The organism is Solidesulfovibrio sp. DCME, assembly GCF_049995385.1.
GTDB lineage: Bacteria > Desulfobacterota > Desulfovibrionia > Desulfovibrionales > Desulfovibrionaceae > Solidesulfovibrio.
Genome location: NZ_CP188261.1, coordinates 4,390,222 through 4,416,552, shown reverse-complemented (window position 1 = coordinate 4,416,552; position 26,331 = coordinate 4,390,222). Strand labels below are relative to the sequence as shown.

Sequence of the window (26,331 nt, the reverse complement as noted above, 5' to 3'; positions counted from 1 at the left end):
GCAACTGTGAACGACCTGGTTCGGGACGGATTCTCCATCATGGCCAAGCCGGCCGGGCCGGACTGCAACCTGTCCTGCGCCTACTGTTTCTACCGGCCCAAGAAACGGCTGTTTCGCCAGCCCCATCCGCGCATGCGCCGACCGGTGCTGGAGCGCTTCGTTAAAAGTTACATGAAGCTCCATCCCGGCCCCCGGGTGCCGTTTGCCTGGCAGGGCGGCGAGCCGCTCCTGGCCGGGCTGGATTTTTTCGAGGCGGCCGTGCGCCTCCAGCGCCGCCATGCGCCGCCGGGCAAGACAGCCCATAACGCCCTTCAGACCAACGCCACCCTGCTCGATCGGGACTTCGCCCGGTTTTTCGCCCAAAGCGGCTTCCTGCTCGGCATCAGCCTGGACGGCCCGGCCGCCTGTCACGACGCCTACCGCCGCCGCCGCGACGGAGGCCCGACCCATGGCGCGGTCATGGCCGGCCTGGAGCTGGCCCGAAGCCACGGCCTGGCCTTTAACATCCTGTGCGCCGTCCACGCCGCCAACCAGGACAGGCCCGAGGAGGTCTACCGTTTCCTGCGCGATACGGCCGGGGCGACCCACATCCAGTTCATCCCCATCGTCGGCTGCGGCGAGGCGGCTGGAGCCGGCCCGGGCGGTGCGGGCAGGGTCGGCCCGGATGGCGCGGGTGGTCCCAACCCGGACGGCGCGGGCGGGGTCAACCCGGATGGCGCGGGCTGGGTCGGCCCGGGCAGCGCAGGCGGGCTCAGCCCGGATGGCGCGGGTGGTTCCAACCCGGATGGCGCGGGCGGGCTCGGCCCAGCCAGCGTCGATGCGGCCGCCTTCGGCGCCTTTCTGGCCACGGTCTGGGACCTCTGGCGCCGCGAGGACGTGGGCCGGGTTTTCGTCGGCCATTTCGACGCCGCCCTGGCCGCCCACCTGGGCCAGCCCGGGGGGCTTTGCGCCATGGCCCGGGACTGCGGCCGGGCGCTGGTGCTCGAGCACGACGGCAGCCTGTATGCCTGCGACCATTTCGTGGACGCCGACCACTGCGCCGGCAGCCTTGCCCGCACCCCCCTGGCCACGCTTTTGGCCAGCCCGGCCCTGGCCGCTTTCGGCCGGGCCAAGGCCGGTGGGCTGCCCGAGCCCTGCCGGGCCTGCGACATGGTTGTCGCCTGCGGCGGCGGCTGCCCCAAGGACCGTTTCGCGGCCGGCCCGGGCCGGCCGGCCGGCCAGTACCTGTGCCCGGGGCTGCGGGCGTTCCTGACCCATGCCGCACCGGAACTGGCCGCCATGGCGGCGGTTATCCGGCAACAGCCCGCCTTTCGGCTCGTGACGGCCTGACCCTCAAAGGAGAAGCGACCATGCCCGACAAGGACAAAACCACCGTTTCCCGCCGCGAGTTTTTGAAAAACACGGCCCAGGCCCTGACCGTGGGCATGGTGGCCTCGGCCCTGCCCGGGCTGCCGTCCCTGGCCGGCGGCCCGGCCCCGGCCAAGGCCGCCAGCCTGCCGGACCGGCCCAACCTGCTCATCCTCGTAAGCGACCAGGAGCGCTACCCCCGCAACTGGCCGGCCGGCTGGGCCGAGGCCAACCTCGACAAGGCCCGCAAGCGCCTTTTGACAAACGGCCTGGATTTTTCCCGGGCCTTTTGCAGCGCCTCCATGTGTTCGCCGAGCCGGGGCAGCCTTTTCACCGGGCTCTACCCGGCCCAGCACGGCGTCACGCTCACCCTCACCGAAGGCGGCCCGCTTTCGCCGTCCGAAGCCACCCTCTCCCCGGACCTGCGCAACCTGGCCCACCTGCTGGTCGAGGCCGGCTACGACGTGCAACTGCGGGGCAAGTGGCACCTGTCCAAGAGCGCCGAGGGCGGCACGCCCACATCCGAGGACCTGGCCCAATTCGGCTTTGCCGGCTGGGTGCCCACCAATGTCGGCGAGGCCCTGGACGTCGACACCCTGGGCGGCGGCTGCGCCGACATGGACCAGCCCACCGTGGACCAGGCCGTGGCCTACCTCCAGACGCTCACCCCGGAAGCGACCCGGGCCAAACCGTTCTGCCTGGTGGTTTCCCTGGCCAACCCCCACGATATCCTGGCCTATCCGGGCCTTTGGGACGACGAGTCCTGCCCGGCCAGCTACAAGAACACGGCCAGCCTCCGCATGGGCTTGCCCGTGCCCGACTCGCGCAATACCGACGACCTGTCGCTCAAGCCCGAAGTCCAGAAACAGGCCCTTGACCTGTACGCCCTGGGCCTCGGCACACTGGCCAAGGAGGAAAAACAGCTCGATTACGTCAACTTTTACGGCTACCTGCAAACGATCATCGACGCCCAGTTCGATGCCGTGCTGCAAACCCTGGCCGATCAGGGCCTCACGGACTCCACGCTGGTGGTGCGCACCGCCGACCACGGGGAAGTGGGCCTGGCCCATGGCGGAATGCGCCAGAAGATGTTCAACGTCTACGAGGAATGCATCAACATTCCCCTGATCTTCTCCAATCCGCTGCTGTTCCCCCAGGCCCGGGAGTGCGCGGCCTACGCCACCCTGGTGGACGTGGTGCCCACCCTGGCCAGCCTGTGCGGCATCCCCAAATGGAAATGGTCGTACCTGCCGGGCAAGGACCTGTCGCCGGTGCTTGCCGGCACCACGGCCGCGGTCCAGGACACCGTGCTTTTCACCTTCGACGACCAGTACGCCGGCCAGAGTTCGGTGCCGCCCTACATCACCGAGCCCTGCCACATCCGCTGCATCGTCCACCAGGACGCCGACGGCGAATGGAAATACGCCCGGTACTTCGATCCGGCAGGGGAAGCGACCGAGGTCTACGAAATGTACTGCCTCAAGGACGGCACGGGGGCGGCCGTGGACCCCGAGGAGCTCGACAACGTGGCCAACCCCGGCAGCCCCAACTACGCCGCCTACGCGGCCAAGCGGGCCGAACTGGCCGCGCTGCTGGCCACGGTGGAGGCGCAGCGCCTGGCGCCGGTCACGCCGCCCGGGCCGCCCCTGCCCGCGCGCGACCTGCTGCTGCTGGGCGGGTAAGCGCCGGCCGGGCCGGTCCTGCCCCGCGACGGGCCGGTTTGGTTGCCTTCCGGGTGGGGGGGGCGGCCGGGAGCAAGCGGCGAGGGGGGCAAGTGGTGCGGGCGGCCGTCGGAGCGTTTCCGTCCGAAGCCTCGCGCCAGGCCGCCGGCCGGCCCGGGAAGGCCTAGGCCTCCAGTTGCAGGTGGCGCACCCGGGCCGTTTCCTCGCCGGGGCTGGCCCCGAAAAAGCGCTTGAATTCCCGGCTGAACTGGGACGTGCTGGCATAGCCCACGGCCACCGAGGCCGACTTGGCCGAATGGCCGGCCTTGGCCATGAGCAGCCGGGCTTTGTGCAGCCGGATGCTCTTGATGTACTGGATGGGCGAATTGGCCGTGACCGTCTTGAAGTGCTGGTGAAAGGCCGAGACGCTCATGCCGGCCGTGTCGGCCAGGCTCTCCACGTCCAGGGCCGAGGCATATTCGACGTGGATGCGTTGCAGGGCCCGGGCGATCTGGCCGAAATTGCCGCCCACGCCGCTTAAGGCCCGCAGGGCCAGGCCCTGGTCGCTTTGCAGCACGCGGTAGAGGATCTCGCGCACGAGCTGGGGGCCGAGCACGCGGCTGTCCTGGCGCGAGGACAGGCAGGACAGCAGCCGCAGGGCGGCGTCGCGCAGCTGCGGCGGCAGCCGGCTGGAACACACGGCCGGTACGGGCGACACGCCCGGCCCCTCCGCCTCGAGCGCCATCATGAGCTCGCCCAGCACCACCGTGTCCACGGCCACCTTGAGGCCGAGGAACGGTTCCTGGGGCGTGGCCAGGGCGATCTCGCACTCGAAGGGCATGAGCACCGACAGCACCAGGTAGTGGTCGCGGTCGTAGACGTGGACCGTCTCGCCCACGTAGCCGACCTTGCGGCCCTGGGCCACGATGACCACGCTCGGGGTGTAGACCACGGGCCGGCGGGGCTGGGCCCGGTTGCTGCGCATGACCGACACGCCCGGGATGTCCGTGGCCACGATGCCCTCGTTTGGGGCAAGGGCGGCGATCAAATCCGCCATCCGCCTGTCCACGGGCAGGTGCGGCAAGGCACCGAGTCCGGCATCCGATGTCATAAGCCCCCCTCGGGCGCCAGGGCAGGCATGGGCCGGCCGGGGCGCCGCTGTGCCTTGCCTGCATGATTTCGGAGAAAGAGGCAAGCGTCCCGCGGCCCGGCCGGGCGTGGGGCGGCCTGGCGCTTGCGGGCGTTGGCATCCCGTCCCGACCGGCGCGGGCAAGGAGGGGAGATTCGTTTTCCACGCCTTTCACGATATTGGAGGATCAGGCACACCTCGCGGAGGATCGGGCGTCCCCGGGGCGGATGAAATCGCGTAAACGGGGATTGGCGTGACCGGACCTGTCCGGCCGCGAAGCGAAAACCCGTAACGCCTGGCCCGTCCAGGCCCGCAAGGTGGAACGCGATGCGCCCAATCGATGTCGAGGCCCTGCGACCCGGCGGCATGAACCGGCGGCAGTTCCTCAAAAGCGTGATCGCCGCCGGTGTCGTCTCCTGCGCCGGGGTCTTGTTTCCGGTTCCGGCCGGAGCCGGCCCCAAGCCCCCGGTCGGCGCGGTGGAGCGCCTGATCACCCTGTCCGTCAACGGCCAGAAGCGCCGGGTGGACGTGCTGCCCCGGGAAACCCTGGCCCGGACCCTGCGCGACAAGCTTGGGCTCACGGGCCTCAAGATCGGCTGCGACCGGGCCGAGTGCGGCGGCTGCACCGTGCTCGTGGACGGCGTGCCGCGCTATTCCTGCTCCATCCTCACCCACGGCGTCCGGGGCCGGGACATCCTGACCGTGGAAGGCCTGGCCCGGCCCGACGGCCGGCTGCATCCCCTGCAACAGGGCGTGCTCGACGCGCAGGGCTTCCAGTGCGGCTACTGCGCGCCGGGCTTTCTCATGGCCGCCCTGGGCTTTCTTAAGGAAAACCCGGACCCCACCCGGGAGGAACTGGCCCGCGGCATCTCGGGCAACCTGTGCCGCTGCCAGGACTACGACAAAATCCTCACCGCGCTGCTGCGCGGCGCGGCCAACATGAGGCAGGGCTGAAATCATGGCGGACAACAACGCGCCTTTCACCCCGAAACTGACCGGCCACGACTACACCACGCCGGACTTGCGGGCCAAGCTCACCGGCGCCGCCCGCTTCGCCGAGGACTTCCGGGCCGAGGGCATGCTGGTGTGCAAGCTGCTGACCAGCCCCATGCCCCACGCCAAGGTGACGCGCCTGGATACCCGGGCCGCCCTGGCCAGCCCCGGCGTGCGGGCCATCCTCACCGCCGACGAACTGCCCGCCCCGGCCGACACCGTCACCGACACCGGCGCCGTGATCCGGGCCAACAAATGGGCCGAGCCGGCCCTGACCATGGAACCCCTCTACATGGGCGAGCCCATCCTGGCCGTGGCCGCCGAAACCGAGGAAGCCGCCGCCGCGGCCATCGCCGCAATCGACATCGCCTTGACGCCCCTGCCCTTCGTCATCGATCCCCTGGACAGCCTGCGCCCCGGCGGCCCCGTGGCCCGGGCCGACGGCAACGTCTGGCTCGAGCCGAACCAGGCGCCCGGTGGCGCCGCGGTGGGGCGGCTGGCCTGGTCCGAGGCCGATTTCGCCGCCGCCGGGCCGTCGCGGCTGCCCCTGGGCCAGCCCTCGCGGCAGTGGGCCTACGGCGACCTGGAGGCCGGTTTCGCCAAGGCCGCCCTGATTCTGGACGAGACCTGCGTCACCCCCAACGTCAGCCACCAGACCCTGGAGACGCGCTCCACCCTGGCCTATTGGCAAAACGGCAAGGTGTTCATCCACACCGGCACGCAAAGCACCATGCAGACCGTGCCGGCCATCGCCCGCTGGCTGGGCATCGGCACGGACAAGATCGTCTTTATTAGCGAATACACGGGCGGCGGTTTCGGCAGCAAGGGCACGGCCGGCATTTCACTGATTATCCCGGCGCTGTTGGCCAAAAAAGCCAATGCCCCGGTCATGCTGCCCGTGTCGCGCGAGCTCGAGCAGTCCATCGGCCGGGCCCGGCCGAGCCTGATCGGCCGGCTGCGGGCCGGGTTTGCCGCCGACGGCCGCCTGCTGGCCCTGGACATGTACGCCCTGCAGGACAACGGCCCCTACGAGGAAAACCACGACGCCGTCCTGGCCGGGCGCATCGTGTCGCTGCTCTACCAGCCCGAGGCCATGCGCTGGCGGGGGCTGTCGGTTTTGACCAACACCCCCACGCGCATGTACCAGACCGGCCCGGGCGGGGTGCAGGGGGTCATGCTCATGGACCCGGTCCTGGCCAAGGCGGCTCGGGCCTTGCAGCTCGACCAGGTGGCCATCCGCCGGGTCAACGCCCCGGCCGGCAAGGCCCTCCTGGGCGCCCCCGGCCCGGACGGCAAGCGGCCTCACGCCACCAGCGCCTTCGTGCGCGAGGCCCTGGACCTGGGCGCCAGGGCCTTCGACTGGGAAGGGCGCAAGGCCGGCCCGGCCAGCCCGGCGCCCGGCAAGCGCCGGGGCCTCGGCGTGGGGCTGGGCTGTTTCGTGGCCGGCACCATCGGCTTCGACGGCCTTTGCGTCATCACCCCCGAGGGCCGCATCCGCATCCACTGCGGCATCGGCAACCTGGGCACGGAATCGTTTAGCGACGTGCAGCGCGTGCTGGCCGACGCCCTGGACGTGCCCTGGGAAGCCTGCGAGATCATTTGGGGCAATACCGGCAAGCACCTGCCCTGGAGCTGCATCTCCGGCGGCAGCCAGACCATCCACGCCATGTCCCGGGCCGCCCTGGCCGCGAGCCTGGACGCCAAACGCAAACTCGCGGCAATCGCGGCCCGCGACCTTGGCGGCGCACCCGGGGACTACGTGGTGGCCAAGGGCCGGGTGTTTCGCCCGGACACCGGCCAGGGCCTGGATTTCGGCCAGGCGGCCAGGCGGGCCGTGGCGCTTGGCGGCGCCTACGACGGCCACGAATGCCCGGCCGAGGTCCACCCCCTGACCAAGGCCTCGGTGGCCGCCCTGGCCGGGCAGGGGCTTGTGGCCGTGGCCAAGGACACCTTCCCCCGCGACGGCCAGAGCTTTTCCTACGTGGCCAGCTTTGCCGAGGTGGAGGTGGACACGGCCACGGGCGCCTACCGCATCGTGGATTTCCACGCCGCGGCCGATGCCGGGTTCGTGGTCCATCCCAGGGCCTTCGGCGGCCAGCTCGTGGGGCGCTCCATGCTCGGCTTCGGCCACGCCCTGGGCCAGCGCTGGGTCTACGACAAGCACTACGGCCTGCCCCTGGCCACCCGTTTCCACCAGACCAAGCCGCCCACCATCCTCGACCTGCCGGCCAGGTTCGGCTGGTCGTCGGTGGGCATCCCGGACCCGGAAACGCCCATCGGCGCCCGGGGGATCGGCGAGCCGCCCACGGGCGCGGCCTGCGCCGCCGTGCTCAACGCCCTGGCCGACGCCCTGGGCGGCGCATCGTTTCGGCGGGCGCCGGTCATGGCCGACACGGTCCTGGCCGCCCTGTACCCGCAAACGCCGGTTTCGCAAGACGGGCTTTCGGCCAACGTCTGAACCGCAAGGCAAGCCGCCGGCGACGACCGGCGGCGGGAGTGGAATATGGCCACGGTACGCGACAGCATGCCTTCCTTCGACCTCTACCAGCCGGCGGACCTGGACGCGGCCCTGGCCCTGGCCGGGCGCCTGGGGCCGGACGGCTGGCTTTTGGCCGGCGGGCTCGACAGCCTGGAACGCTTCAAGGACCGCCACAAGACCCCCAAGGCCGTGATCGACCTCGGCGGGGTGGCCGAACTGGCCGGCATCCGTGCCGACGGCGACGATCTGGTCCTCGGCCCCATGACCACCCTGACCGACGTCGCCCGCCATCCCCTGGTGCGGGAGCGCTTCGGGCTGCTCGCCCGGGCGGCCGGGGAGGTGGCCTCGCCCCAGATCCGCAACCAGGGGACCCTTGGCGGCAACATCGCCCAGGACACCCGCTGCTGGTATTACCGGGCCGGCTGGACCTGCTACCGGGCCGGCGGCAACCTCTGCTACGCCGACACGCCGCAGGGCCGCAACCGCGAGCACGCCATCCTCGGCGCCAGCCGCTGCGTGGCCGTCTCGCCCTCGGACACGGCCCCGGCCCTGGTCGCCCTGGAGGCCCGGCTGGTCATCCGCAACGCCGCCGGCCGCCGCGAGGTGGCGGCCGAGGACTTCTTCGTCGGGCCGGACCGCGACATCACGCGCCTGACCATTCTCAAGCCCGGCGAGGTGCTCGGCGAAATCCGCCTGCCCCCGGCCTGGGCCGGGGCGCCGTGGGCTTTCGAGAAGGTCCGCGACCGGCCGGTCTGGGATTTCGCCCTGGTCAACTGCGCCGCCGTCCTGCGCACCACCGGCGACCGCCTGGATAAGGCCCGGGTGGTGCTCGGGGCCGTGGCCGCCCGGCCCTGGCGGCTGGCCGCCATCGAGGCCGCCGTGGCCGGCCGGCCCAGGGCCGAGGCCGCCGCCCTGGCCGGGCGCCTGGCCGTGGCCGAGGCGCGGCCGCTTAGCCACAACGGCTACAAGGTCACCCTGGCCCAAAACCTCGTGTTCCGCGCCATCGCCGGCAAGGAGGCCGCATGAACCTGGTCGTTCGGGGCGCTTCCCCCTGGGGGCAGCCCATCATCCTCCACGCCGCCTGGTCCCTGTTGTGGCTGTGTCTGGCCGGCGCGGCGGCTTTCGTCGTCGTCCATGCCCTGTGGGCGGGCCGGCGGGCCGGCGCGCCCGCCGGCCCGGTCCCGCCCGAACTGGCGGGGGCCTTTCCCGGGGCCGTGGCGCGCCACTCCTTCGTGGCCCGGGTTTTCCACTGGCTCATGGCCGCCTGCGTGCTGACGCTTCTGGCCACGGCCTTTTCGCCCAGGTTCGGCCTGGCCTTCGACTGGGTCGGCCCCCATGTCCTGGCCGGGGCGGTGCTGGTGGCGGCCATCGCCTTTCACATCGCCCATGCCATAACCTGCCAGGACGTGGGGGCCATCTGGCCGGTGCCGGCCGACTGGCCGCAGCTGCGCGCCGTCCTTTTCCCGCCGCGAGACGGCGCCGCAATGCCCAGGGCCGGGAAATACCCCCTGGGCAACAAGCTCTTTCACCTGGGCGCCGTGGTCGTGGGCCTGACACTCGCCGCGACCGGCACGGCCATGCTCTGGCGGGTGCGCACGCCCTTTGTCACGCGCGATCCGTATCGCGTCTTCGGTGACGGCGGCTGGGGTGTGGTCTATGCCCTGCACGGCCTGGCGGCCATGGCCCTGGCCGGCCTGGTCGTCATCCACGTCTACTTCGCCATCCGCCCGGAAAAACGGCCCATCACCCGGTCCATGCTCGTTGGGACCATGGACCGGGATTTCTACCTCGGCCACCACGATCCCGCCCGCTGGGGCGGCGAGGGCCCGGCCCCGAAAGAGCCCGCCAAGGAGGCGGGCAGCGCATGACGGCACTGACGGACATCAAACGGCGCTGCGAGGCCGTGGAGGCCTGCTACGAGTTCCTGCTGGCCTACGCCGCCCAGGGCGTGGACGACGACCGGCAAAGCCGCAACGGCGGCCAGTTGCGCGAGCTGCTGGGCGCGGCCGTTGCGGCCGCCGCCGGCCTGGCCGAGGCCTGCCAGGCCGCCTTTGCCGCCCTGGGCCTGGATGCCGACCGGCGCTCCCTGGCCTTTTGCGACCTGCTGCGCCAGGACGCGGCGAAGGCCCTGGCCGTCCTGGAACTGGTGCTGGCCCAGCCGCGCATCGGCTCCCAGCTCATCGACAACTGCAACGCCTCGCTGCACCTGCGTACGCTGCTCACCGACATCTTCCTGCTCGACGAGGTGCTGGCCGGCCATCTGCCGCCCGAGGCGGGGTAGAAGCCCGGTCAGGCCTGGCGGCCCGGCGCGGCCAGGCAAGCGCACTGCGGCGGCCGGGGCAGGGTCCAGTCCGCCGGCTGGCCTGGGTTCGATGCGTCCCGCCAGAACCCATCGGCATTATCGATTGTACGGCAACCTCCCGTGCGCGTAAGGAAAAGGGCATTCCCCCACGGCGCCGGCGCCTGCCGCTGGCGGACAGGCTTGCCATGGACGAGACCAAGCGGACATTTCCCGGGCGCGTCATGGGCGTCGATATCGGCTCGCGCAGCATCGGGCTGGTCGCCCTCGAGGACGGCCGCACCGCCCGGGCCCTGACCGTGCCCACGACCTACGACCTGCTGCGCCAGTGCCGCCGGGTCCTTGAGGGCGAGCAGGCGGCGCGCGTCGTGGCCACGGGCTATGGCCGCAAGCTCTTCACCCAGGAATTCGCCGGGGCGCCCACCCTCGGGCATGTGTCGGACATCACCGAGATCCAGGCCCACGCCCTGGGCGCCAGGGCGCTTTTCCCGCAAGCCCGCACGGTCCTGGACATCGGCGGCCAGGATACCAAGGTCATCTCCCTGTCCGAGGCCGGCAAGGTGGTCAAGTTCGAGATGAACGACCGTTGCGCCGCCGGCACGGGCAAATTCCTGGAATTCATGGCCGTGGCCTTGCAGGTGCCCTTGGAGGAGTTCGGCGCCTTTGCCCTGGGGGCCGACAAGCGCCTGCGCATCGGCTCCATGTGCACGGTTTTCGCCGAAACCGAGGCCACCACGCTCATGGCCATGGGCGAGCGGCCGGAAAACATCGCCATGGGACTGCATCTGGCCATTGCCGGCCGGGTGTCGGCCATGGCCGGCCGGGTCGGCGGCCCCGGCCCCCTGGTTTTCTCCGGCGGCGTGGCCCGAAACGCCTGCGTGGTGCGGCTATTGGCCGAATCTTTGGGCGAGGCGCCGCTGATCCCGGACGAGCCGGAGCTCGTGGGGGCGCTGGGGGCGGCGTTGGCCGGCCTGGCGCGGTGCCGGGCGGCCGGGCCTACAGGCTGACGGTGACGTGGGAGGCGGCCCGGATGGCCTTGGCCTTGGCCTGCTCCACGTCGTCGCCCAGGGCCAGGGCCACGCCCATGCGGCGCAGGCCGTGGACCTCGGGCTTGCCGAAGAGCTTGATGGCCGTGTCCGGCTCGGCCAGGGCCTGGGGGGCGATGGCGTAGCGCGGGGCCGTGGAGTCGCCCGCGGCCAGGATGACCCGGGAGGCGGCCGGCCCGTACAGGCGTATGGCCGGGATGGGCAGGCCGAGGATGGCGCGGACGTGCAGGGCGAATTCCGACAGGTCCTGGGAAAGAAGCGTCACCATGCCCGTGTCGTGGGGACGCGGCGAGACCTCGGAAAAAAGCACCCGGTCGCCCTTGATGAACAGTTCCACCCCGAAAATACCGCGCCCGCCCAGGGCGCCGGTGACGGCTTCGGCCATGCGCCTGGCCTCGGCCAGGGCGGCTTCGCTCATGGGATGGGGCTGCCAGGACTCGCGGTAGTCGCCCTTTTCCTGGCGGTGGCCGATGGGGGCGCAGAAGGTCGTGCCGCCGGCGTGGCGTACGGTTAACAGCGTGATCTCGTAGTCGAAATCCACAAATCCTTCCACGATGACCCGCCCGGCTCCGGCCCGTCCGGCCGTCTGGGCGTAGTCCCAGGCCGCCTCGGCCTCGGCCGCGTCGCGGGCCAGGCTTTGCCCCTTGCCCGACGAGGACATGACCGGCTTGACCACGCAGGGAAAGCCCGCGGCGTCGCAGGCGGCCAGGAATTCCTCTTTGGTGTCGGCGAAGCGGTAGGGCGAGGTGGCCAGGCCCAGTTCCTCGGCGGCCAGGCGGCGGATGCCCTCGCGGTCCATGGTGAGCCTGGCGGCCCGGGCCGTGGGCACCACGGTGTAGCCTTCCTTTTCCAGGGCCAGCAGTTCCTCGGTGGCGATGGCCTCGATCTCCGGCACGATGTAATCCGGCTTTTCGGCTTCGATGATGCGGCGAAGGGCGGCGGCGTCGAGCATGCTGACCACGTGGGAGCGGTGGGCGACCTGCATGGCCGGCGCGTTGGGGTAACGGTCCACGGCCACGACCTCGACGCCCAGGCGCTGGGCCTCGATGGCCACTTCCTTGCCGAGTTCGCCGCAGCCCAGCAGCAGCAGTTTGGTCGCGGAAACGGTCAGCGGCGTGCCGATGGTGGTCATGGAAGCCTCCTGGGTGCGGGTGAGGGAAGGAAACCTACAAGGACACGGCCCCAAGGACAAGCCTTTTGGCGCCGGGCCACGGGGCCGCGCCGCGGTCGGCGAGGGCCGTGGCTTCGGGGCGATTCGGGCGTGAAGGCCTTGTGGCGCCGTGGGCTGGCCGTGCATCGCGCGGTATTTGCCAAAAGCACGACATGTGGTTAACACTCGATATGGGCAGATAGAGGGTATTCCCGCGTCAAACAGACGCAAATTACCTGTCTTGCCGACCAGAAAACCCGCCTGGCGGCTTCGTTGTGCAACCGTGTTTCCTGCATGGGAAAGTCGTATGCCTACCCCGCCTCCGTTGGCCAGAATCGCCCTTGCGCGCATTGCCTTGCGATTGTGCATCGTGGCCTTTCTCGTCACCGGCATCGGCTTCTGGTACGCCTACGCGGCCTATCGGGATGCCTCGCTTGCAAATATGGAGCGCAACATCAGCCTGCGCCTGGAACGGGAAAACCAGCTGTTCCGCCTGGCCGAGGACAACCTGCTGCTGTTGCGCGACCGCTACGTCAAGGCCCTGGCCGCCCCCCCGCCGAGTGACCTGGACGCACGGTTCGCCGCGCGCTTCGAGCGCAAGCCCGACGGCACCATCCGCCACCTCCTCCCCGGGCACGACACGCACCTGCTGGCCGGCGGCTATGTGTCGCGCAACGTGCCCGTCACTGCGGCGGTCAAGCACAGGCTCCTGGTACAACAGGACATGGCCACGCAGTATGGCCTGGCCTGGGAGCCGCGCTTCGTCAACACGTACATTGCCTCCCTCGACGGCGTGTTCGCCACGTTTTTGCCCGATACCGACTGGGCTGCGGTCGCGCCGCCGGAAATCGAAAAGGTGATTCGCGACTACCCCTGGGTTCGCGTGGCCACGCCCGAGGCCGACCCGAAGCGCCGGCCCGCCTGGACGGCGGTCTACCTGGACGAAGTGGCCAAAAAGGCCGGGGCCGCCGAATACTATTACATCACCTGCACCGTCCCCATCGACGAGGGGGGCCGTTTCGCCCACTACGCCGGCCTGGACCTCAGCCTGCACGACATCATCGCCCACAACGAGGACGCCGTCGTCCCGGGGGCCTGGAACCTGATTTTTACCAGCAAGGGGCAGCTTATCGCCCACCCCGGCCTCACCGAGGCCATCCTGGCCCACGACGGGGATTTTCAATTGCTGCGGGACGGCGACGACACCCTGCGGCGGATCTGGCGGCTGGTCGGCGGGTTGCCGGCCGGCTCGGCCGTGATTTACGACCAGGCCGGCGGCCAATACCTGGGCTACGGCTTTTTGCCGCATACGGGCTGGTATTTCGTCACGGTGCTGCCCGAAAAGGCCGTCACCGGCGTGGCCTGGCAGGTAGCCCAGGTGCTGCTGGCCTTGGGCGGCTGCTCGCTTGGGCTGGAGTTGGCGCTGTTTCGGATGGTGTTGCGCCGGCAGGTGGAAAAGCCCCTGGGCACGCTGGTTGCGGCCAGCGGCCGGCTGGCCGGCGGCGACTGGAGCGCGCGCCTGCCCCCACAACGCAGCCTGGAACTGGACAAGGTTGCCCAGGCCTTCAACGCCATGGCCGAGGCGCTTTCCCTGCGCGACGGCATCATCCGCAACCATGCCAGCGAGCAGGAAGCCCTGGTGGAGGAACGCACCGCCGAATTGCGGGCGGTTTTCGATTCCGGCCCGGTGCCCATGCTGCGCATCCTGGGCGAGCGCATCGCGGACGCCAACAAGGCCAGCGAACAGATGTTTGGCCACGGCCTGGGCGAGTTGACCTCCCTGTCCCTGGCCGACCTGCTGCCGCGGGCACCCGGCACCGGGCAGCCCGATGCGGCCCTGCTCGAAACGCTGCGCCTCGACGGCGTGCGCCGCCTGGAGACACCCATGCGCCGGGCCGACGGTTCGACGTTTTGGGGGCTCGTCTCCACGGCCCATGTGGACCGGCACCGCCCTGGGCTGGGCTACGTCCTTTTGTGCGAGGACATCTCCGACCGCCTGGCCAAGGAGGAGGAGAGCTTTCACAAGGCCACCCACGATGCCCTGACCGGCCTGCCCAACCGGCTGCTCCTGGAAGATCACCTGGCCCAGGCCTTGGCCAGTGCGGCCCGGAATCAATCCCTGGTCGGGCTGCTTTTCATCGACCTGGACCGGTTCAAGGCCGTCAACGACCGCAAGGGCCACGAGGCCGGTGACGCCGTGCTGCGGGAATGCGCCCGGCGGCTGCGTGCCTGCCTGCGGGTCAGCGACGTGGTGGCCCGGTGGGGCGGGGACGAGTTCGTGGTGTTGCTTGTCGCGTTGCAGGAGCGCAACCAGGCCATGGAAGCGGCTTCCCGGGTCATCCGGGCCCTGCGCGAGGCATTCGTCTGGGACGATGGCGAAGCCTCCATCGGGGCCAGTGTCGGCATCGCCATCGCCCCGGCCCATGGCGGCACGCCCGAGGGCCTCATCCGCAGCGCCGACATGGCCATGTACCGGGCCAAGATGGCCGGCGGCGGGCGTTGGGTGGTCAGCGACGGCTGGCGGGAGGACGTGCGGGGCGGTTGCGACTGAGGTGGGCCGGCCGGCGAAGCAAACACTGTGGCGCCGCCGCGTCGGGGACGGGGCGGCCGGCCGCCGGGACTGGCCGGGGCGGCGTCAGGGCGCGGCCGGGGCCGTGTCCAGGGCCTGGGCCTCGGCGTGGACCTGGAAGTCCTTGAGGCGCAGGCTCTCCAGGTTGCCGCCCGGGTACATGGGCCGGCGCGAGGCGCACACAAGGACGAAGCGCAGGCGAAAAAGCCGGTAGGGCGTTTGGCGCTCCACCGCGAAGCTGGCATCGCCTTCGCCGAGCGGTTTGTCGAGCCCGAAACCCTCACGCCAGGGCTCGTCGTCGAAGGCGTAGTCCACGGACAGGCGGTTGCCCGGGGCGGTGACGGAAAATCCCAGGTACACGGTCAGGCGCTGGGGCACGGGCGCGGTGTTGGCAAAGGCGAAGGTCGCCTGGCCGGGGGTGTCGTTTTGGGTGGCGATGAGCCCCCCACCCCAGAGCGGCAGGCTGGCGACGTTTTCCAGGGACTGGGCCGCGACGTAGGGCTCGGGCGGATAGAAGCGCACCAGCCGCTTGGCCGGCAGCGGCCCCAGGGGCAGCACCGGCCGGCGGGGCAAATCGAAGTAATAGACCCGGGTGCCGAGCACCTCGGCCACGGCCGAGGCTTCGCCCATGTGGGCCAAAAACGTGGCCTCGTCGGTGGCGAGATGGCCGTAGCCCCCGGCGGCGACGAAAAAAAGCCCGACCTTGGCGTCCCCGGCCTCGAGGCGCGGCCGGGCCAGGCGCCCGCCGTCCGGGTCGGTTTGGGCGGCGTACCAGTTGACGGCGTTGGCCAGGCCCTGGTCCGAAAACACCACGCAGTCATGGGGATCCATGGTCCGGGTGAGCAGTTGGGCCAGGGATTTGTACGGCCCGGTGTGGCTGCCCACGGCATAGAAGCGTTCGTGGAGGAACAGCGGATAGGGCGCGGCCAGGGCCAGGCACAGCAGGCCCGCCACCAGGGGCCGGGGGCAGCCGGCCGAAAGGAGCACGGGCAGGCCGTTGCCGGCCAGGATCAGCGCGGCCGGCAGCAGCACCGTCAGATGCCAGGGATTGAAATAGGTGGTGAAGCGCGCGGCCAGCAACGCGGCCATGGGCAGCAGGGCGAAGCCGGCCAGCAGCAGGCTGGTTTCCTTGCTTTGCCGCCACAGCCGGACCGCGCCGACGACGGTCAGGGCCGTGACGGTCAGCCGGGCCACGAGGTTGGGCAGGTACCAGAACGTTTCGCCCAGGCGCGTCGAGGTCATGGCCGCCATGGCGGCCAGGGTCTTGCGGGCGCCGGAGGCGTCCACATTGGCCCCGAGCGCGCCGAAAAGAAATGGCAGGCTGGCCCCGGCGGCCAGGGCGGCGCCCAGGGAAAAGAGAACCAGCCGCCACAGGTTGGCCCGGCTGCGCGTCGTCGCCGCCAGGCACAGCAGCATGGCCCCCTCGGCGCCGATGACCAGCAGGGCCGTGAAATGGAGCAGGGCCAGGGCCAGGTTGGCCGCCCACAGGCAGGCCATGGCCCGCCAGGTGCCGCCCCGCAGCAGGCTGGCGAAGGCCCACAGGGAGACGAGCGACAGGTCGAAGACCAGTGTATAGGGCCGCACCTGGCGGGAGAGCAGCAACAGCAGCGGGTTGACCGCGGCGAGCACGGCCGCGAACAGGCCGGCTTCCCGGGACAGGATCGCGGTGCCGGCCAGGTAGAGCAAGGGAATGGCGGCGATGCCGGCCAGGGCGGCCGGCAGGCGCAAGGCCCAGTCGGCCTGGCTTGCGGCCATGACGGCCTTGATAAGGAAATAGAAAAGCGGCGGATGGATGTCCTGGCCAAGCGCCCGTTCCACGATGGTGGCCAGGGGCAGCCGGGCGGTCATGGGTACGAGCACCTCGTCCCACCACATGGAGGGCAGGCCCAGATCGGTCAGCCGCAGCCAGGCGGCAATGGCCGTGATGCAACACAGGGCCAGCAGGTCGCCGGGGCGGATGTTGCGCCCGCATGGGGGACCCCAGGCGGATGGGGCGGCGGCAGCGGGCCGGGCGTCATCGCCGCAAGGCGGGGGGGGCGCGGGAGGGTCGCGGCGAAAAACGTTCATGGCTGGCGCTTAGGCGCGGCTAGCGGTCGGCGCGGGAGCGGGTCGCCGTACGCGCGGCTCCCGCGCATCATGATCATGGTTGGTTTTCCTGGCGGCGCTGTTGGGCCATGACGGCCACCGGCCGCCCTGTCGCCGTCGCCCGGCGGTGCCCAGGCCGGCAACAGCCGCCACGATGCGACTTTTCAGTCGAAAAGTCCACGGAACTCCGTCGCCTGGGCCATGACGCTACGGTGTCATAGCCCCCTCGCCCCCGGCCGGCTACAGGTCGAGCACGTGCTGTTGCAGCACGAAGCAGGTGAAGGAGCCGGTGAAGACGGCCTTATCGCCCCGGCGCACCGTGACGGACACGCGGCGTTTCTTGCCGGCGTCTTCGTCCTGGACCGCTTCGGCTTCCAGGGTTTCGCCCACGGCCGTGGGCGCGGTGAAGCGGACTTCGGCCGCGCCGAGGACCACCAGTGGGTCGTTGACGGCCAGCATGGCGGCATAGTCGGCCAGGCCGAAGACGAATCCGCCGTGGACGAGGCCACGGTCGTCTACGGCCATGGCCGGGCCGAGGGTCAGGCGCACCACGGCGCGCCCCGGGGCGAGGGCAACGGGGGTGCCGCACAGGGACGGGGCGATGCGGGGGTGGGTGTTGGGCTCCTGCATGGGCGGACTCCTTTGGCCGAGCATGCCAAAAGGCGTTTACCGGGGCAAGGCGGCGGCCGGGAGCGGCGAGGCAACCAACGGCGAGGCGGCCACTGGCGAGGCGGCCACTGGCGAGGCGGCCAAAGGCGAGGGACGCCCCCGTTTCCGGAGGCGGCCCAGGCATGGTGCGCGAAATTCGCGGGATCGCGGCGGCCTTAGCTGCCGGTGCCGATCTGGCCGGCGAGGTTCGTGAAAAGAGTGCTCAGGTTCGAGCCCAGGGTGGTGACGGCGCCGATGATGACGGCGGCGATCAGTGCGGCCATGAGCCCGTATTCCACCGCGGTGGCCCCTTCCTCGTCCCGAATGAAGTTGGTGATGGTGCGCAGCATGGTCTTTCTCCCCTTGGAAATATGTGGATGGTCGTTACGCCCGTTGTCCGTTCCTGACCAGAGAGATAGCAGGGGGCGTGCCATGTCGTGCTGGCAGTGTAATATCTTGAAATAAATTGATGTATGTTCCTTTTGTCGCGGGGCGCTCGACGAATCGTGGAATCGGGGCGCGGTGTTCCCGTATTCATGGAACCCGTGCCGCCGGCCAGGGGCTGCGCCGGTCAATACGACGCCGTGGCGGTGGAGCCGGCGGCCGCACCGGGCAATGCGACGCCATGGCAGCCTGGCCGGCGGCCGTGCCGGGCAATGCGACGCCGTGGCCGCCCGGAGCAACGGCCAGAAGCGAGGGCCGCCCCCGTTTCCGGAGGCGGCCCAGGCATGGTGCGCGAAATTCGCGGGATCGCGGCGGCCTTAGCTGCCGGTGCCGATCTGGCCGGCGAGGTTCGTGAAAAGAGTGCTCAGGTTCGAACCCAGGGTGGTGACGGCGCCGATGATGACGGCGGCGATGAGCGCGGCCATGAGCCCGTATTCCACCGCGGTGGCCCCTTCCTCGTCACGAACGAAATTGGTGATGGTGCGCAGCATGGTCTTTCTCCCCTTGGAAATATGTGGATGGTCGTTACGTCCGTTGTCCGTTCCTGACCTGGGAGATAGCAGGTGGCGTGCCAAGGCATGTGTTCAGATTAACACGCTGAAATAAAAAGATATATATCCGGAGAAGAACGAAGCGTTCGCCAAATCGTGGAACAGGGGGGCGGCGTTCCTGGTTTTATGGAACCCTGCGTCCGGGCAGCCGGGCGAGCCGGTCGCAGAGGCCCACGAATCCCAGGGCAAGGCGCGCTTGCGAGGCCAGCCGCTGCCGTGACGCTTCGGGCGGCAGGCTGCGCCGTGACGCTTCGGGCAACGGCCAAAAGCGAGAGCCGCCCCCGTTTCCGGAGACGGCCCAGGCATGTTGCGCAAAATTCGCGGGATCGCCTCGGCCTTAGCTGCCGGTGCCGATCTGGCCGGCGAGGTTCGTGAAAAGGGTGCTCAGGTTCGAACCCAGGGTGGTGACGGCGCCGATGATGACGGCGGCGATGAGCGCGGCCATGAGTCCGTATTCCACCGCGGTGGCCCCTTCCTCGTCACGAACGAAATTGGTGATGGTGCGCAGCATGGTCTTTCTCCCCTTGGAAATATGTTGCTGGTCGTTGTGTCCGTTGTCCGGTCTTGACAAGGGAGAAAGCAGGCGGCGTGCCAAGGCGTGTTGTCGGCGCAATTCATTGAAATTGAAAGGGATGTTTTTTATGGACCGGGGGTCGCTCGACGAATCGTGGAACCGGGGCGCGGCGTTCCCGCCTTCGTGGAACCGCCTGCTTCAGGGCAACGGGGTAAGCCCGGCGCCCAGAAGGCCGAAGCGCTTGGCCGTGTCGCCGGCCGGGGCCAGGACCCGCAGGTCGAAGGCGGATTCCCCCGGCGGCAGGGTCAGTTCCAGGGAAATGGGCGTGGTCGCCCCCTGGGAAGCGATTTCCCGGGCAAGCCCCGGCCCGGTGAGAGCCAGTCGCACCGGGGACAGGGCGATGAGGGTCGCGAACAGCCGCGCCCCGACCGGGGCGGCCGTGCCGTTGACCAGCCGCAGTTGCCCGGCCTGGCCGGCCCAGGCGATGTCGCCGGTGATGGCCCGCTCGGGCGGGGTAAATCCCTGGCCGAAGCGCAGCAACACCGGGGACGGCGCGAAGGGGGTAATGGCCCGGGCCGGGACCAGGGCCAGGGAGTCGAAGGCGATGGGCTCGGCGGCGCCGCTGTCCAGAGTCGTTTCGGCCAGCCCCCGCCGGCCCACGGTATTGGCCGGGACCAGCCGCCACTGCTCCCCTTGTTGGTAGATCGCGTCGCAAAACCGGTTGCCGGCCTCGGCCACGATGGCCACCGAGGCGGCAAAAAGGGTCGGCGCATCCGGCGCCGGGGCGTAGGGGTCGGCGTTTGGCGGGCCAAGGCGCGTGACGCGGGCGAGCGCCAGGGCCGTGGCCGGGTCGGTCGGCCCGGACAGGCGGCGCAGGGCGAAGACCGGCCTGTCCCCGGGCAGGGCGGCGGGGGCGGTCGGGGCGACGGACAGCCGCTTGCCGGCAAAGTGGCCGAACCAGTCCTCCCAATAGCCTTCCCGGGTCTTTTCCTCGTTTACGGCCGTAAACAGGTCCGGGGCGACGAGGAGCGCGCCGTCCGGCACGGCGGCGAAGGCCGGGCTGGCCACGGCCAGGGCGGCCTCGCGCCAGCGGGCGCCGGCGGCCACCTTGCTGGCCCCGACCGAGGCGTTGACCGAGGCCGTCACCAGGCCGAGGCCCGCGACCAGCACGGCCGCCACCCCGGCCGCCAGCCGCCTGGCCCCCGGACGGCCGGTCAGCCGGGCCGCGCCCCACAGGCACAACCCGGCCAAACCCACGGCCACGGCATAGCCGGAAAAACTCGAGGTCACGTACCAGGCGACCCCCGAGGCCGCCGGCCCCTGGTACTTGGGCGACAGGGCGATGAGCAGGTTGGGGCAGACCACGGCGTACAGCGCCATGCACGCGGGCAAAAGCCGCCAGCGCATCGGCTCCAGGGATTCGCGGGCCAGCACCCGGTAGGTCAGCCCCCCGGCGAGCAAGGCCAGGGCGAGCCAGGCCGGGGACAGGCGCGGCCACTGGCCGTCAAGGGCCGCGAGGTACTGGCCCAGGTCCAGCACCAGATGGGTGGTGATCACGGGGAAGCGGTTGATGCTGTTGCAGTTTAAGGGAAACGAGCCCAGGGGCAGGGCGGAAAAGCTGTAGGCGGCCACGGTTTGCGCCAGGCGCAGCGGGCTCGACAGGTCCAGGGCGTTGCCGGCGTACTGGGTCGGGTGCAGGGCGCGGTAGGCCAGGCTCAGGGCGAGAAAGGCGCCGAAGCCGACCGAGGCGGCGGCCATGGTGGCCAGGCGCCGGCGGGGGGTGCCCCGCCGGGAAAGCCAGACGATGCCCCACAGCAGGGGCGCGTAGGCGAGAAAGGCCTCGAAATGGCAGCAGGCGGCAAAGGCGAGCAGGTTGGCGCCGATAAGGAAGCCGCGCCCGCCGCCCCGGCCGTGGCGCCACAGGCAGGCGCCGGCGAGGCTCATGCAGATAAGCCCGGAGTGGAAGACCAGCGGATAGGCGGTCAGGATGTTGTGGTGCCAGTTGTCCTGGTAGAAGGCCAGGGCAAAAAGGCCGGCCAGGCAGCCGAGCCAGGGCTTTCCGGCGATGCGGCCGGCCACGGCGCAAAAGGTGGCCAGGCCGGCCAGGAAGGCGCCCAGGGACAGGGCCTTGCGCAGGGGCGGGCTGTCCAGGAAATAGGGCAGGGCGGTCAGCCCCACGTGCAGGTAGTGGTGAAAGCGCCCCGACCCGGTGGCCAGTTGGGTGGTCAGCTGGCCCAGGCGGCCGGCCAGGACGTTTTGCTCGTAGTAGAGGTCGTCGCTGGTGGTCGGGCCGGTGGTAAGCGTCCCCCAGAAGGCCAGCACGGCCACGGCCGCCAGGCACAGGGCGGCGCAGAAGCGGGTCGCCCGGGGTCCGCTCGGCCGTCTCATGCCTGCCGTCTACCCGGTGAAGGCGTAATAGCGCAAGTAGATGTAGGCCATGGAGATCACGATGGTGCCGAGCGTCACCGGCGCGCCGTATTTGAGGAAACGGGCGAAGGAGATGTGGTTGCCGGCCTTTTCGGACAGCCCGACCACGATGACGTTGGCCGAGGCGCCGATGGCCGTGCCGTTGCCGCCAAGGCAGGCCCCGAGCGCCAGGGACCACCAGACCGGCAGCATGGTCGGATGGGTGTAGAGGGCCTGGCCGGAAAGCCCGGTGGACGGGCCGAGGACCTTGTCGGCCAGTTCGGCCAGAAGCGGGTTCATGGTGGCCACGAAGGGGATGTTGTCCACGATGGCCGAGGCGATGCCGGAAAACCAGACCATGACCATGGACAGCACCAGCATGGAGTCCTTGGTCGGGTGGGTCAGGGCGATGACCTTCTGGGAAAAGTATTCGATGAGCCCGGCTTTGACCGTGCCGCCGATGATGATGAAAAGGCCCATGAAGAAAAAGATGGTGGGCCACTCCACTTCCTCCAGGACCTGCTGCGGGTCCGCGCCGGAAATGAGCAGCAGGGTCGAGGCGCCGAGCAGGGCCACGGTGGCCGGTTCGTAGCCCAGAAAGCCGTGGAGCATGAAGCCGAGGATGGTCAGGGCCAAGACGGCCAGGCTTTTGGCCAGAAGGACGCGGTCCTTGATGAGCGCGCCTTCGTTCATGGCTAGGATGCGGGCCTTTTGCACCTCGCCCACGCGCAGGCGCCGGCCGAAGAGCACTTTCCACACGAGCATCCAGGCGGCCATGATGACGATGATGGCCGGGGTCAGGTGGACGAGGAAGTCCATGAAATCGAGGCCGGCCTTGGAGGCGATCATGATGTTGGGCGGGTCGCCGATAAGCGTCGCCGTGCCGCCGATGTTGGAGGCCAGGGCCTCGGTGATCAGGTAGGGCACGGGGTCGATTTCCAGTTCCTTGGCCACGAGCAGGGTGACCGGGGCCAGCAGCAGCACGGTGGTGACGTTGTCGAGAAAGGCCGAGGCCACGGCCGTGACCAGGGCGAAGATGGCCATGATGGCGAAGGGTTCGCCCCGGCCGAGCTTGGCCGCCTTGACGGCCACGTACTGGAACACGCCCGTCTTGGTCATGATGCTCACGATGAGCATCATGGAAATGAGCAGGAAGATGACGTTCCAGTCGACGCCGAGGTCGATGTCGTGCAGGGCGTCGTGCTGGGAGAGGACCTTCAGCGCCAGGGTGAGCGCGGCGCCGAACAGGGCCACCTTGGTCTTGTTGATCTTTTCCGAGACGATGACGGCGTAGGCACAGACGAAGATGGCGGTGGCGGTCCAGAACATGCGGCGCTACTCCCCGGATTCCAGGCCGCAGCGGCTGGCGATGTACTTGAGGATGGCCCGGCGGGTCACTTCGCCGACGAGCTTGCCCTGGCCGTCGAGCACCGGCAGGACGTTGACGCCGCGCTCGGCGATGAGCGCCTCGGCTTCGAGGAACAGGTCGTCGGGCCCCACGGCCACGAGGTCCGTGGTCATGATTTCGGACACGGGCCGGCCCTGGCAGCCGAGAAAGGCCTGGCGGATGATGGATTCGTCGTCGGGCAGGGCTTTGATCAGGTTGGAATCGAGGTAGAACGGCAGCATGGCCCGCAGGATGTCGTAGCTGCTGACCACGCCGAGGAGCTTGCCCTGGGTATCGACGACGTAGACGAGGCGGGAATCCGTGTCCCGGTAGACCGCAAGCATCGCGGCGAAAGTGACGTCGGGCCCGACGACGGCCAGGGACTCCTGCATCATGTGGCGTATGCGCATGGGCGCTCCTTGCGGGTCGCAAACCCGTCATGTGGCTGTTTTCGGCCAGGGCAATGCGCCTTTTTGCCGAAAAATGTCAAGATCGGCCCTCGTGTTGCGCGCTTTAACAATGCGATAGTATTTTTTGGAAAAAATACGTGGCTATCCCCTTAACTCGGCATAGGTCATTGGGCCTGCCCGTGAGCAGGCCAGCAGTAGACGATCTAAATCTTGGCCTGGCCAGAAGAGACAATTGAAACGATAGCAGAATTCATCAAGATATCGTTGCAAATGTTTCTTCTGAACCCCGTCCTATGTGTCCTGTATGATAGCTTTTGCGTGGATACGAAAATGTTGACCTACTTTAAAATGTCATGCCGAGGCGCCGTGCTTAGGGTAGGTCATCGCAATTTGAAAAGTCACTCGCGACAAACCTCTTGTGTGGAGAACATCACCTGGAAAGCAATGAGGTCCATCTCAGTGTAGGGCTCAGGCATAAATATTCATCAATATACTGAATTCTTGGACATTATGCTAGGAAGCAGAGTGAAGGCATGAACCACGTGTTTATAATTGACAGCGCATTGTCTGTGACCTAATAAATACGGATAGTGCGTATTTAAACATTATTTAAAGCTGTAAGCAAAATAATTTCACAGGAGGTTATCGCCATGACTAAGCATAACCAACTAAAACAACTACTTGTAACACTGGTATTGATATTTCACGCATCTTCAGCTTGGAGTGCATCTCCTCTTGTATTGAATGCCGTTATCGAGCCGCTGAATCCTATTCCTGGTGATTTTTCCATGAATAAAGTCGTTAGGGATGGCCAGGATGTCTACATCCCTTCCAGATGCGGCATATTATATAAATATTCAAACGCCAAGCTCACTACATATATCACAGGAAATTCCACAGCCAACTTGCGTGGATTCAAAAAATTTTCGGACCCAGACATGTATGTTGTTGGAGAGGGCTATGATAGCGAGCACACCCAAGGCTCAATACCGATAGTCATGCATTACGATGGAACTCGCTGGGAAACAATGTCTGTTGATCTTACTGGATTTTCTGATCTTGTGGGCTATAATTTCACTATGTACTCCATTGGTGGAGCAAGTCCGACCGATCTCTACGCCGTGGGTAAGGTTCAATACGCCTATAGTGGTATTTATCCATGGAAAGGGGTTATTTTACATTACGATGGCTCTATTTGGTCCCCTGTCGCCGATTTTCCGTATACACCAATAAATCAATACCAAACGCTCAAGGATATAGCCTATGTCGATGGAAAACTGTTTGTAACGTGCGACATCTATACTTCTGGCTATTTAGGGTCCAAAACTTGGCCGATCGGCTCTGGCAACAATTTTGTATATCGCTATGACGGTAATGTATGGACACAATTTCCTGTCGGAATCAGCGATCCTAACGCAGAGATCAATGCTTTATTAGCGTTTAGTGAAACAGATATGTTTGTTTCGCAAGGAAATGGCATTTATCGATTTGACGGAACACAGTTTGTTGCCATGCAAATGGACGGAACGGAAGCGCCGATTGATTTTTGGGGAAATGCTGTCGATGATGTTTACTCGATTGGACCAGGCGGCGAAATACAACATTGGGACGGCCTGCATTGGAACAATATTGTGGTTTCGAATCTCAGCCAAGGCTATGGCGGACATTTCACTGGAGGTTGGGGTGATATATCTACTGGCATATTCACCACAACGGATCGCTATGGCGTGCTGCAAAAATACTATACCGAAAATTGGACAATACTGAACACTTTTTTCTCTAAGCATTATCTTGGAAGTGCCTATACGAACTCCAACTATTTCAACTTCATTGTGGCTACAAGTCCGTCACAAATATACGTTGCTGGAGGCGGAGATTTTGGTGGCCAAGAAAAGAACACCATTTTTTCTTACGACGGGACGCAGTGGACACCCCTGATGCTCAATGGAAATGCAATCGATCTCTCTCGAATTCCTTCGCCACCTCCCTATGGTCTTAACTCGGCAAATGTTCAAACCGGGATAAGAACAAAGGATGGTACATTTTATCTAGGTGGTAATGATTACGGCATTTGGGGTGCTGTCAAAGTTGACAATAATGGCGCAGTAATGGAACTTATGCCAGCTGTTGGCACTTGGGGTTCAGATCAGCCATCAAATCCAAAGACTTTTTTTGATATTGACGACGTTCTTTTGGCCGGGGGTCATGTAAACAATGACATTCCAGTAGTCCACGTGAAGTCCGCCGACACCTGGGTCGAAATGGATATCGACAAATCGTATCACAAGGTAATCAACGGATTATGGGGAAATTCCAAAACGAATATCTATGCCGTAGGCGAATCCAAGGACGCCAGAACAACCAGGGTGCTGCACTTTGATGGAACCCAATGGACTGCAATCAACACCTATCTACCGTCGGCAAATCTTCGAGCTATATGGGGATCAGACTCGAACAATATCTACGCTGTCGGTAACGAAAAATCACTCTATCACTATAACGGAAGCGCATGGGAACAGCTAGAGTTTAACAACATCGACTCGGTAGTTAGCGATATAACGCATATCACAGGCTTCTCCGACCGCGAGGTCTTCGCTGTCACCTACTCAGCCGGCAGTTCCGAAGACGGACGGTTATATTACTATAACGGTACGGCCTGGATTCCCTTGGTAAAATGCTTTCAAATTACAGGAGTCTACACAGACAAGGCTAATAAAATTATTTACCTCTGTGGATTCCAAGGACAAATCCTCAAGGTCTCGATCACGACACCCTGTAGTGTGGTTATCGATAGCACAAGTGCTACATTCGATAGCCAGGGAGGTTCTGGAGTAGTCAATGTCACTGCCGCGGCGGATTGCGACTGGGTTGCCTCTGCCAGCGATCCGTGGCTCACCATCACGGAAGGAGCATCCGGCACGAGCAATGGAAAGGTTGTCTATACCGTCGCACCCAACACGACTCACCGCACGCGCTCCGGAACAATCAATATTTCCGGCTCCATTTTTACCGTAAATCAAAAGCCGTCGTCAACAATTCAAAGTATTATTACGATATTGCTAAACGCACAATGAATCTGGTTTGAATTGCATTGCCCCTCTTGGGGAGGGCACCAGATGAGGCCTGGACTGCAGCACGCAGCCCAGGCCTTGGTGTTCCCGCCTCCGCCCCAGCCCCCTCAAGCGGGCGGCATGTGCCCTTTCAGTGGCTGCA

20 protein-coding genes and 1 pseudogene are annotated in these 26,331 nt (G+C 67.0%); 10 read left to right on the top strand and 11 right to left on the bottom strand.

The features are described from left to right. Window positions 1–6: 6 nt before the first annotated feature. Both ACP59X_RS19530 and ACP59X_RS19525 read left to right on the top strand, forming a co-directional pair. On the top strand, window positions 7–1,329 hold the full coding sequence (locus ACP59X_RS19530; RefSeq protein ID WP_428561709.1) for an anaerobic sulfatase maturase: 1,323 nt from the start codon (window positions 7–9) through the stop codon (window positions 1,327–1,329). 20 nt (window positions 1,330–1,349) lie between these two features. Beyond that, window positions 1,350–3,029 carry a sulfatase family protein gene (locus ACP59X_RS19525; protein ID WP_428561707.1) on the top strand — a complete coding sequence of 560 codons (1,680 nt, stop codon included), beginning with the start codon at window positions 1,350–1,352 and terminating at the stop codon, window positions 3,027–3,029. A 163-nt stretch (window positions 3,030–3,192) separates the two neighbouring features. Here the strand turns inward: ACP59X_RS19525 and ACP59X_RS19520 are convergent, their stop codons facing one another. Continuing rightward, window positions 3,193–4,119: an AraC family transcriptional regulator gene (locus ACP59X_RS19520; protein WP_428561705.1), complete on the bottom strand. Its 927-nt coding sequence runs from the start codon at window positions 4,117–4,119 to the stop codon at window positions 3,193–3,195. Window positions 4,120–4,464: 345 nt separating this feature from the next. On the opposite strand from ACP59X_RS19520, the gene ACP59X_RS19515 reads away from it, so the two are divergent. From ACP59X_RS19515 to ACP59X_RS19490, 6 genes are all read left to right on the top strand, one after another. Continuing rightward, on the top strand, window positions 4,465–5,091 hold the full coding sequence (locus ACP59X_RS19515; protein ID WP_428561703.1) for a (2Fe-2S)-binding protein: 627 nt from the start codon (window positions 4,465–4,467) through the stop codon (window positions 5,089–5,091). 4 nt (window positions 5,092–5,095) lie between these two features. Continuing rightward, complete coding sequence (locus ACP59X_RS19510) at window positions 5,096–7,588, top strand: xanthine dehydrogenase family protein molybdopterin-binding subunit (RefSeq protein WP_428561701.1); 2,493 nt, start codon at window positions 5,096–5,098, stop codon at window positions 7,586–7,588. A gap of 45 nt (window positions 7,589–7,633) precedes the next feature. Next, window positions 7,634–8,635 carry an FAD binding domain-containing protein gene (locus ACP59X_RS19505; protein ID WP_428561699.1) on the top strand — a complete coding sequence of 334 codons (1,002 nt, stop codon included), beginning with the start codon at window positions 7,634–7,636 and terminating at the stop codon, window positions 8,633–8,635. Next, window positions 8,632–9,477, top strand: a complete 846-nt coding sequence (locus ACP59X_RS19500) for a cytochrome b/b6 domain-containing protein (protein ID WP_428561697.1) — start codon at window positions 8,632–8,634, stop codon at window positions 9,475–9,477. Before ACP59X_RS19505 ends, ACP59X_RS19500 begins: the two co-directional genes overlap by 4 nt. Then, window positions 9,474–9,890: a hypothetical protein gene (locus ACP59X_RS19495; protein ID WP_428561695.1), complete on the top strand. Its 417-nt coding sequence runs from the start codon at window positions 9,474–9,476 to the stop codon at window positions 9,888–9,890. Before ACP59X_RS19500 ends, ACP59X_RS19495 begins: the two co-directional genes overlap by 4 nt. Window positions 9,891–10,096: 206 nt before the next feature. Continuing rightward, window positions 10,097–10,915 carry an acyl-CoA dehydratase activase gene (locus ACP59X_RS19490; RefSeq protein ID WP_428561693.1) on the top strand — a complete coding sequence of 273 codons (819 nt, stop codon included), beginning with the start codon at window positions 10,097–10,099 and terminating at the stop codon, window positions 10,913–10,915. On the opposite strand, the gene purT is transcribed toward ACP59X_RS19490, so the two are convergent. After that, a complete protein-coding gene (gene purT, locus ACP59X_RS19485) occupies window positions 10,905–12,086 on the bottom strand; it encodes a formate-dependent phosphoribosylglycinamide formyltransferase (protein WP_428561691.1) in 1,182 nt (393 codons plus the stop codon). The two genes, ACP59X_RS19490 and purT, sit on opposite strands and share 11 nt — an antisense overlap. Window positions 12,087–12,411: 325 nt before the next feature. Here purT and ACP59X_RS19480 point away from each other — a divergent pair, with 325 nt between their 5' ends. Beyond that, window positions 12,412–14,655, top strand: a complete 2,244-nt coding sequence (locus tag ACP59X_RS19480; RefSeq protein WP_428561688.1) for a diguanylate cyclase domain-containing protein — start codon at window positions 12,412–12,414, stop codon at window positions 14,653–14,655. Window positions 14,656–14,739: 84 nt separating this feature from the next. Here ACP59X_RS19480 and ACP59X_RS19475 read toward each other — a convergent pair whose 3' ends face one another. The 9 genes and pseudogenes from ACP59X_RS19475 to ACP59X_RS19435 all read right to left on the bottom strand — a co-directional run. Continuing rightward, a complete protein-coding gene (locus ACP59X_RS19475) occupies window positions 14,740–16,740 on the bottom strand; it encodes a glycosyltransferase family 39 protein (RefSeq protein ID WP_428561685.1) in 2,001 nt (666 codons plus the stop codon). Window positions 16,741–16,998: 258 nt separating this feature from the next. Next, a complete protein-coding gene (locus tag ACP59X_RS19470) occupies window positions 16,999–17,388 on the bottom strand; it encodes a PaaI family thioesterase (RefSeq protein WP_428561682.1) in 390 nt (129 codons plus the stop codon). A gap of 194 nt (window positions 17,389–17,582) precedes the next feature. After that, on the bottom strand, window positions 17,583–17,756 hold the full coding sequence (locus tag ACP59X_RS19465; RefSeq protein ID WP_428561679.1) for a Flp family type IVb pilin: 174 nt from the start codon (window positions 17,754–17,756) through the stop codon (window positions 17,583–17,585). A 411-nt stretch (window positions 17,757–18,167) separates the two neighbouring features. Next, complete coding sequence (locus tag ACP59X_RS19460; protein ID WP_428561676.1) at window positions 18,168–18,341, bottom strand: Flp family type IVb pilin; 174 nt, start codon at window positions 18,339–18,341, stop codon at window positions 18,168–18,170. 397 nt (window positions 18,342–18,738) lie between these two features. Then, window positions 18,739–18,912 carry a Flp family type IVb pilin gene (locus tag ACP59X_RS19455; protein ID WP_428561676.1) on the bottom strand — a complete coding sequence of 58 codons (174 nt, stop codon included), beginning with the start codon at window positions 18,910–18,912 and terminating at the stop codon, window positions 18,739–18,741. Window positions 18,913–19,113: 201 nt separating this feature from the next. Next, on the bottom strand, window positions 19,114–21,303 hold the full coding sequence (locus ACP59X_RS19450; RefSeq protein ID WP_428561673.1) for a hypothetical protein: 2,190 nt from the start codon (window positions 21,301–21,303) through the stop codon (window positions 19,114–19,116). 9 nt (window positions 21,304–21,312) lie between these two features. Further along, window positions 21,313–22,650, bottom strand: a complete 1,338-nt coding sequence (locus tag ACP59X_RS19445; RefSeq protein WP_428561670.1) for an ArsB/NhaD family transporter — start codon at window positions 22,648–22,650, stop codon at window positions 21,313–21,315. A gap of 6 nt (window positions 22,651–22,656) precedes the next feature. After that, window positions 22,657–23,118 carry a CBS domain-containing protein gene (locus ACP59X_RS19440; protein ID WP_428561667.1) on the bottom strand — a complete coding sequence of 154 codons (462 nt, stop codon included), beginning with the start codon at window positions 23,116–23,118 and terminating at the stop codon, window positions 22,657–22,659. A 141-nt stretch (window positions 23,119–23,259) separates the two neighbouring features. Further along, window positions 23,260–23,406 (bottom strand): annotated as a pseudogene (locus tag ACP59X_RS19435) (IS1595-like element ISPlba3 family transposase); the annotation flags it as partial. 362 nt (window positions 23,407–23,768) lie between these two features. On the opposite strand from ACP59X_RS19435, the gene ACP59X_RS19430 reads away from it, so the two are divergent. Continuing rightward, a complete protein-coding gene (locus ACP59X_RS19430) occupies window positions 23,769–26,192 on the top strand; it encodes a BACON domain-containing protein (RefSeq protein ID WP_428561665.1) in 2,424 nt (807 codons plus the stop codon). Window positions 26,193–26,331: the final 139 nt, after the last annotated feature.